The sequence below is a fragment of the Dyella koreensis genome (assembly GCF_044904565.1).
GTDB lineage: Bacteria > Pseudomonadota > Gammaproteobacteria > Xanthomonadales > Rhodanobacteraceae > Dyella_D > Dyella_D koreensis.
In genome coordinates this window covers 219,637-224,678 of sequence record NZ_JADIKD010000012.1, presented here as the reverse complement: position 1 = coordinate 224,678, position 5,042 = coordinate 219,637, and the positions used below count along the sequence as shown (strand labels likewise).

Genomic DNA, 5,042 nt, shown 5'->3' with positions numbered 1-5,042 from the left:
GCGGTTGACCCCGGCGATCCGCGCGATCGCCGGGGTCGCTGGTCCATGCGTATCTACTCAGTGCTTGCAACTAGCCTCGAATGAACCGACCGATGATGGCCGGCATGCTTGCCATGGCCACCGCCGCAGCGCAATCGCCTCAGACCATGCCACTCGGCAACGATGCGATATGGCTGGGCGAATACGTTTAGGAATCTTGCTTGCCCATGCTTCGATCGAACCCAGTGTCCATCGCCATCTCGTTATTAGTGGCATTCGCGCTCCACCTATTGCTCGCAACGCTGCCGGCGATCGCCGACGAAGCGCCTGTCGGCATCGCCTGTGCGCGTGCGGGCCAGGGCGTGGAAGCATCGATCTGTGAACATCCCGAATTGTTGGAAGCGGACAAGCGCATCGCCATCACCTTCAGCCGCCTACGCGCGGCCTTCCAAGGCGAGGATGCTGCCAGTTTCGTCGCCGGCCAGAAACTCTGGCTGATCGAACGCAACTACTGCGCCAATACCAAAGCAACGGGTGAGTTTCCGGATATCAGCAGTTGCCTTGCTAACCGGATGGAGGAAAGGGCTGCCCTGCTCGAACACCTGGCGCCCACCCATGAGGCGCTGATGGCCACCGTGGCGAACTATCGCTTCGTCGAGCCGGCGTACGTTATCCGCTTCGCTGACGCTTATGCTGGCCACGAGGTCAAAGTAGTTGGCTCCCTGCTGCTGGACGCTTGCGATGGCCGCCACGCGGCGTCGCTTGATGGCCTCATCCAGCACAGGAGCGGCAGCCTGACGGCGCGCTTCGCTCAACTGGATCAAGAGCGGATCGAAGCGCTCTGCCACCAGAAGCCTTTCGCGTGGTGGCCCGGCAGGATCCAGTTGGAACATGGCAAACCGTACTTGCTGGTCAGCGAAAGCCGATGAGAGATCTGCGACCTGGCGTCGACTACATCCTTGTGGGCACGCCGGTGCGGACGGACCACGGCCTCTAGCCGATCGAGCAGTTCAGCCCATGCGACCGCATGCTGTCGAGGCCTGAAGACGCGGGCGAGCGCACCTATCGCAAGGTGGTGCGCATGCTCTCGTGCACGTACCAGGCCACCGGCGTTTATGACTCCGGGGGCACGATCACCACGTTATGCAACCCCGCCCGCTGCGCCAGCCCAGGCCCGAACTGCACCACGTGCCCGTCCTTCATCACCACGGTGTAGTCGGTGTGCGTCACCGACATGCGCGTGCGGTGACGCGCGAGATAGGTGTAGACCTCGTAGTCCCCCATCGTGCCCAAGGCATCCGGACGGCCCAGCGTGGCCACGACCTGCTCCCGGCTGCTGCCCGGATCGAGTGTGGTGATTTTCTGGCCGGTGGTGTGACAACCGGTCAAGGCGACCGCCAGTACGGCCGCTCCCATGATGCGCTTCATGACTCCCCCTGAGACTGGCGAACGATACGCCGAGCGCTGGCGAACAGCTGCGATGGTAGCGCAAAGATGTGACGTCCAGACCCTCGAAACCTGACGTAAAAACTTACGCCAGACTTGCCTTCGCCGTCCCTTGGCAGGGTCTGCGGGACGGTGCCAGAATGGCGCTGCTTCAGGGGGATTTACCGAACCAATGACGACTCAGGGCACCGCGCCTGCGCGCTGTCCGCTTCGTTGTTGCGGCCCATGACGGGTCCGCCTCTCCCTCGGACACAGCGAAGGGATTTGAGGTGCGACGCGAACGTACTTACGTCAACGGCAGGGATCCGATCCGGTTCGATCCGCCCCTGTCCGTGCGTGCACCACGCTCCCTGCGATGGGCCTTGCAAGGCGCCCTGGCGTGCGCATGCGCGCTTGTCGCAATGCCCGCATTGGCGGCGAGCACCGCGGTGAATTCGCTCGGCGAACTTTTCAGCATCGCGCACGAAAGCGAGCCGGGCTACAAAGCGGCCAAGGCCAATCTGGACGCTTCGCGCGCACGTACACGGCAGGCATTCGGTGCCATGCTGCCGCAGGTCTCCGCGACCGCCAGCACCAATGGCAACCGCCGCCGCTACGAGTCGCTGGACCGTATTACGCGCACCATGCACGACCGTTATCACGGCACTACCGACCAGCTCAGCCTTACCCAACCGATCTGGCGCGCAGCAAACGTCGCCAGCTTGCGCCAGGCGCACGAGGCAGCGCAGCAAGCTCAGTATCAACTGGAAGATGCCGAACAGCAGCTCTACCAGAAGCTGGCAACCGCGTGGTTCGATCTGATGGAAGCACGCGACGCGGTGGAGTTCACCACTGCCCAGCGCGATGCCTTGCGTGCGCAATGGGACATCGCACGGCGCGGCGCCGAGCTGGGCGCGCAAGGCGAACCGCAGGCCGACGATGCGCGCGCCAAGTACGAAGAAGCCAGCGCCGATGAAGCTTCGGCCGAACTCGATCTGGCCACCAAGCTGGCGGCGCTCGAGCAATGGGTGGGTCCGGCTGAAGATCTCAGGCAGCCCTATCTCATCGACAACATGGAATTACCCAACCTGCTCGGCGACGATCTCGAGCCCTGGATGACCATGATCGACACGCATAGCCCCGCCCTGCGCGCCGCGGCACGTGCGGTGGCGGCGGCGGACGAGGAAGTGAGCAAGCAACGCGCCGGTCATCAGCCCACGCTGGATATGGTGGCCAGCTACGGCAACAGCGACCAGAACGTCGGCAACTTTCCAGGCCAGCCGGGTTATCGCATCCGCACGCTCACTGTTGGACTGCAGCTCAATGTGCCGCTGTATTCGGGCGGTACCCAGTCGGCCAAGGTGGCGGAGGCGCTCGCGCTGCGCGACAAGGCCAGGGACGATCTCGAAGCCGCGCGACGACAGGCCATGGTCGGCGTGAAGACGGCTTTTTTCAGCTGGCGCGCCGGCCTCGCCAAGGCCCGCGCGGCGAAGATCGCCATAGGGGCAGCCGAGAAAGCACTGGCCGTCGCTGAGCGCGGCACGGCGCGCGGACTCAAGACCGATGCTGATGTGCTTGCCGCACGTCAGCAGATCGCCGCGTCGCGCCGCGACATGCGCAAGGGGCGCTATCAGCAGCTCACTTCGTACATCAAGTTGAAGGCGACCCTGGGTGATCTGAGCCGCGTCGATATCGACGAGCTCGATCAATGTTTCGTGGCGCAGCTGTCGGAGATGCCATCCACCGCTGCGCTGCATGACGGGAGCGCGCCATGAACGCTTTGCCCCGCGTCGATGACCTGACTGCCGACACCACGACCTTATTGGCGGGTGCGTGGCAACGTTTCACCAGCGCGCGCACCTCCGCCGAGTTCTGCGATGGCTGGCTGGCCTTGATCCGCGAAAAATTTCCGGACATCGCGCAGGCGGCCATCCTGGTTGAATCGAACGACGGCCAGAGTTTCGTGCCGATTGCCGTGTGGCCGGCAGCCAATACCGACATGGCGCGCATGGGCGGCGCCGCGCAACGCGCGATGGCGGACCGCCGCGTCGTTGTGCAGCCGTGCGAAGAGCCAGTGGGCTTATGGCATGTCGCCACGCCCATCACGGTTCACGAGCGCGTCGCGGGCACGGTCGTCATTGAAGCTTCGCTGACGACAGAGGGCAGCTTGCCCGCGCTGTTGCGCGAACTGCATTGGGGCAGCGCCTGGCTCAGCAATCTGCTCGGCAAGCGCGAACACGATGACGCGCGTCAGTCAGCCGAGCGTTCGCTGAGCGTGCTGGAAGCCGTTGCCACGTCGCTGCGGCATGAGCGCTTCCAGCAGGCTTTGTTCGACGTCAGCAATGATCTGCGCCGCCGTTTCAGTGCCTCCCGTGTCGCCATCGGGCTGATCCGTAGCGGGCATGTGCGGATGGCTGCGTTGTCGGAAGCGGCAAGCTTCGAGAAGTCCTCGCCGCTGGTGCAGGCTTATGTTGCTGCCATGGGGGAATGCTGCGATCTGGCGCAGACCGTCAGTACCGCTTCACCGGCTGACCCGCTGTCGCCAACTTATCGCGCGCACCTGGCCTTGCTCCAGCGCTCGGGCGCCACTCGCGTGATGTCGCTACCGGTATCGCAGCAAGCACGCGCGCTGGCCGTCATTACTCTTGAGCGCGATCACGGCGATACCTGGAGCGAAGAGGAACGCCGTTGGCTCGACACCTTCGCCGCCCTGCTCGCTCCGGTGGTCGAACAACGCAGCGATGCCGAACGGCATTCGCTACAGCGCCTGCGCGATGAAGGCCGCCGGAGCCTCGGCGCCCTCATGGGGCCACGCCATCTGGTCTGGAAAGCCTGTGGCTTGCTCGCTGTACTCGTGCTCGCGCTGCTGGTTTTTCTGCCAGTCTCGTATCGAGTCTCGGCCAAGACGGTCACCGAAGGCGAACTGCAGCGTGTCGCCGCCGCGCCGTTCGAAGGTTTCCTGTCCACCGGACTGGTACGCGCCGGCGACGTCGTCACCAAGGGGCAGACGCTGGCCCAGCTCGACGATCACGAACTTCGCGTGGAACGCGCCAAGTGGTCGAGCGAGCGCGACCAGTACGACAACAAGCTGCGCGAAGCGATGGCCGAGCACGACCTCACCGCAATCCAGGTGGTCAGCGCGCAGCTCAAGGAGGCGCAGGCGCAACTGGATCTGCTGGACGACAAGCTGTCCCGCGTGAACATCGTCGCGCCCTACGACGGCGTGATCGTCAGCGGCGACTTGAGCCAGCAGGTGGGCACGCCAGTGGAGGCAGGCAAAAAGCTGTTCGAGATTGCCCCGCTGCACAGCTATCGCATCATTCTTCAGGTGGACGAGCGCGATATCGGCCAGGTGCAGGCAGGCCAGCCGGGCGAGCTGGTGATCAGCGGCCTGGCCGGCAAACCCATGTCGTTCACGGTCGCCCGCATCATGCCGGTGGCGACCGCGCAGGACGGCAAGAACTTCTATCGTGTCGAAGCCAAGCTCCCGCATGACTCGCCGTTGCTTCTGCCGGGCATGGAAGGCGTGGGCAAGATCGGCGTGGGGCGCCGCAAGCTTGGCTGGGTGTTGCTGCATAGCCTGTTCGACTGGTTGCGCCTGAGCCTGTGGAACTGGGGCTTGTAAGCATGAAGGCCCG

4 protein-coding genes are annotated in these 5,042 nt (G+C 64.3%); 3 read left to right on the top strand and 1 reads right to left on the bottom strand.

Annotated elements, in window-relative coordinates; translation table 11 throughout:
- The first annotated feature begins 224 nt into the window (after positions 1–224).
- Positions 225–908 (top strand): lysozyme inhibitor LprI family protein, encoded by a 684-nt coding sequence (locus tag ISS97_RS16320; RefSeq protein ID WP_379983552.1) that lies wholly within the window; start codon positions 225–227, stop codon positions 906–908.
- A 184-nt stretch (positions 909–1,092) separates the two neighbouring features.
- Here ISS97_RS16320 and bamE read toward each other — a convergent pair whose 3' ends face one another.
- Positions 1,093–1,407 carry an outer membrane protein assembly factor BamE domain-containing protein gene (gene bamE, locus ISS97_RS16315; protein ID WP_379983553.1) on the bottom strand — a complete coding sequence of 105 codons (315 nt, stop codon included), beginning with the start codon at positions 1,405–1,407 and terminating at the stop codon, positions 1,093–1,095.
- A gap of 419 nt (positions 1,408–1,826) precedes the next feature.
- Here bamE and ISS97_RS16310 point away from each other — a divergent pair, with 419 nt between their 5' ends.
- Complete coding sequence (locus tag ISS97_RS16310; protein WP_379983554.1) at positions 1,827–3,179, top strand: TolC family outer membrane protein; 1,353 nt, start codon at positions 1,827–1,829, stop codon at positions 3,177–3,179.
- Positions 3,176–5,029, top strand: a complete 1,854-nt coding sequence (locus ISS97_RS16305) for an HlyD family efflux transporter periplasmic adaptor subunit (RefSeq protein ID WP_379983555.1) — start codon at positions 3,176–3,178, stop codon at positions 5,027–5,029. Before ISS97_RS16310 ends, ISS97_RS16305 begins: the two co-directional genes overlap by 4 nt.
- The last annotated feature ends 13 nt before the right edge of the window (positions 5,030–5,042 follow it).